The sequence below is a fragment of the Streptomyces sp. NPDC059816 genome, assembly GCF_042732055.1.
Lineage (GTDB): Bacteria > Actinomycetota > Actinomycetes > Streptomycetales > Streptomycetaceae > Streptomyces.
On sequence record NZ_JBHWIQ010000064.1, the window covers coordinates 1 to 3,202 of the forward strand.

1 rRNA gene is annotated in these 3,202 nt (G+C 56.6%); it reads right to left on the reverse strand.

Annotation, left to right across the window (positions count from 1 at the left end):
* Positions 1 to 22 precede the first annotated feature (22 nt).
* Positions 23 to 3,144 (reverse strand): 23S ribosomal RNA (locus tag ACFV88_RS35935).
* Positions 3,145 to 3,202: the final 58 nt, after the last annotated feature.

The window sequence follows — 3,202 nt, forward strand, 5'->3', positions numbered from 1 at the left end:
AACACAGTGGACGCGAGCAACTGAGGACAAGCCCTCGGCCTATTAGTACCAGTCAACTCCACCGGTCACCCGGCTTCCATATCTGGCCTATCAACCCAGTCGTCTACTGGGAGCCTTACCCCATCTAGTGGGTGGGAGTCCTCATCTCGAAGCAGGCTTCCCGCTTAGATGCTTTCAGCGGTTATCCCTCCCGAACGTAGCCAACCAGCCATGCCCTTGGCAGGACAACTGGCACACCAGAGGTTCGTCCGTCCCGGTCCTCTCGTACTAGGGACAGCCCTTCTCAAGACTCCTGCGCGCGCAGCGGATAGGGACCGAACTGTCTCACGACGTTCTAAACCCAGCTCGCGTACCGCTTTAATGGGCGAACAGCCCAACCCTTGGGACCGACTCCAGCCCCAGGATGCGACGAGCCGACATCGAGGTGCCAAACCATCCCGTCGATATGGACTCTTGGGGAAGATCAGCCTGTTATCCCCGGGGTACCTTTTATCCGTTGAGCGACGGCGCTTCCACAAGCCACCGCCGGATCACTAGTCCCGACTTTCGTCCCTGCTCGACCCGTCGGTCTCACAGTCAAGCTCCCTTGTGCACTTACACTCAACACCTGATTACCAACCAGGCTGAGGGAACCTTTGGGCGCCTCCGTTACTCTTTAGGAGGCAACCGCCCCAGTTAAACTACCCATCAGACACTGTCCCTGATCCGGATCACGGACCCAGGTTAGACATCCAGCACGACCAGAGTGGTATTTCAACAGCGACTCCACAACCACTGGCGTGGCCGCTTCAAAGTCTCCCACCTATCCTACACAAGCCGAACCGAACACCAATATCAAACTGTAGTAAAGGTCCCGGGGTCTTTCCGTCCTGCTGCGCGAAACGAGCATCTTTACTCGTAGTGCAATTTCACCGGGCCTATGGTTGAGACAGTCGAGAAGTCGTTACGCCATTCGTGCAGGTCGGAACTTACCCGACAAGGAATTTCGCTACCTTAGGATGGTTATAGTTACCACCGCCGTTTACTGGCGCTTAAGTTCTCAGCTTCGCCACACCGAAATGCAGCTAACCGGTCCCCTTAACGTTCCAGCACCGGGCAGGCGTCAGTCCGTATACATCGCCTTACGGCTTCGCACGGACCTGTGTTTTTAGTAAACAGTCGCTTCTCGCTGGTCTCTGCGGCCACCCCCAGCTCAGAGCGCAAAGCTCATCACCAGAAATGGCCCCCCTTCTCCCGAAGTTACGGGGGCATTTTGCCGAGTTCCTTAACCATAGTTCACCCGAACGCCTCGGTATTCTCTACCTGACCACCTGAGTCGGTTTAGGGTACGGGCCGCCATAAAACTCGCTAGAGGCTTTTCTCGACAGCATAGGATCATCCACTTCACCATAATCGGCTCGGCATCAGGTCTCAGACTCGTGTCAGGCGGATTTACCTACCTGACGTCCTACACCCTTACCCCGGGACAACCACCGCCCGGGATGGACTACCTTCCTGCGTCACCCCATCACTCACCTACTACAAGTCCGGGTCACCGGCTCCACCACTTTCCTTTCCCCGAAGGGTCCGGAACGGCTTCACGGGCTTAGCATCGCCTGATTCAATGTTTGACGCTCTACAGCGGGTACCGGAATATCAACCGGTTATCCATCGACTACGCCTGTCGGCCTCGCCTTAGGTCCCGACTTACCCTGGGCAGATCAGCTTGACCCAGGAACCCTTAGTCAATCGGCGCACACGTTTCCCACGTGTGTATCGCTACTCATGCCTGCATTCTCACTCGTGAACCGTCCACCACTGCCTTCCGGCGCAGCTTCACCCGGCACACGACGCTCCCCTACCCATCACAGCAGGCGTTGGCCCTATATGCTGCAATGACACGACTTCGGCGGTACGCTTGAGCCCCGCTACATTGTCGGCGCGGAATCACTAGACCAGTGAGCTATTACGCACTCTTTCAAGGGTGGCTGCTTCTAAGCCAACCTCCTGGTTGTCTGTGCGACTCCACATCCTTTCCCACTTAGCGTACGCTTAGGGGCCTTAGTCGATGCTCTGGGCTGTTTCCCTCTCGACCATGGAGCTTATCCCCCACAGTCTCACTGCCGCGCTCTCACTTACCGGCATTCGGAGTTTGGCTAAGGTCAGTAACCCGGTAGGGCCCATCGCCTATCCAGTGCTCTACCTCCGGCAAGAAACACACGACGCTGCACCTAAATGCATTTCGGGGAGAACCAGCTATCACGGAGTTTGATTGGCCTTTCACCCCTAACCACAGGTCATCCCCCAGGTTTTCAACCCTGGTGGGTTCGGTCCTCCACGACCTCTTACAGCCGCTTCAACCTGCCCATGGCTAGATCACTCCGCTTCGGGTCTTGGGCATGCTACTCAAACGCCCTATTCGGACTCGCTTTCGCTACGGCTTCCCCACACGGGTTAACCTCGCAACACACCGCAAACTCGCAGGCTCATTCTTCAAAAGGCACGCAGTCACGACATACAAGCAAGCTTGCATGCGACGCTCCCACGGCTTGTAGGCACACGGTTTCAGGTACTATTTCACTCCCCTCCCGGGGTACTTTTCACCATTCCCTCACGGTACTATCCGCTATCGGTCACCAGGGAATATTTAGGCTTAGCGGGTGGTCCCGCCAGATTCACACGGGATTTCTCGGGCCCCGTGCTACTTGGGAAAAAGTGCAAGCAAGTCGCTGACATTTCGACTACGGGGGTCTTACCCTCTACGCCGGGCCTTTCGCATGCCCTTCGTCTACATCAACGATTTATAACTCACCGACCAGCCGGCAGACTGATCAAGCACAATCCCACAACCCCTCAAACGCAACCCCTGCCGGGTATCACACGCCTAAGGTTTAGCCTCATCCAGTTTCGCTCGCCACTACTCCCGGAATCACGGTTGTTTTCTCTTCCTGCGGGTACTGAGATGTTTCACTTCCCCGCGTTCCCTCCACATGCCCTATGTGTTCAGGCATGGGTGACAGCCCATGACGACTGCCGGGTTTCCCCATTCGGAAACCCCCGGATCAAAGCCTGGTTGACGGCTCCCCGGGGACTATCGTGGCCTCCCACGTCCTTCATCGGTTCCTGGTACCAAGGCATCCACCGTGCGCCCTTAAAAACTTGGCCACAGATGCTCGCGTCCACTGTGCAGTTCTCAAACAACGACCAACCACCCGTCACACAC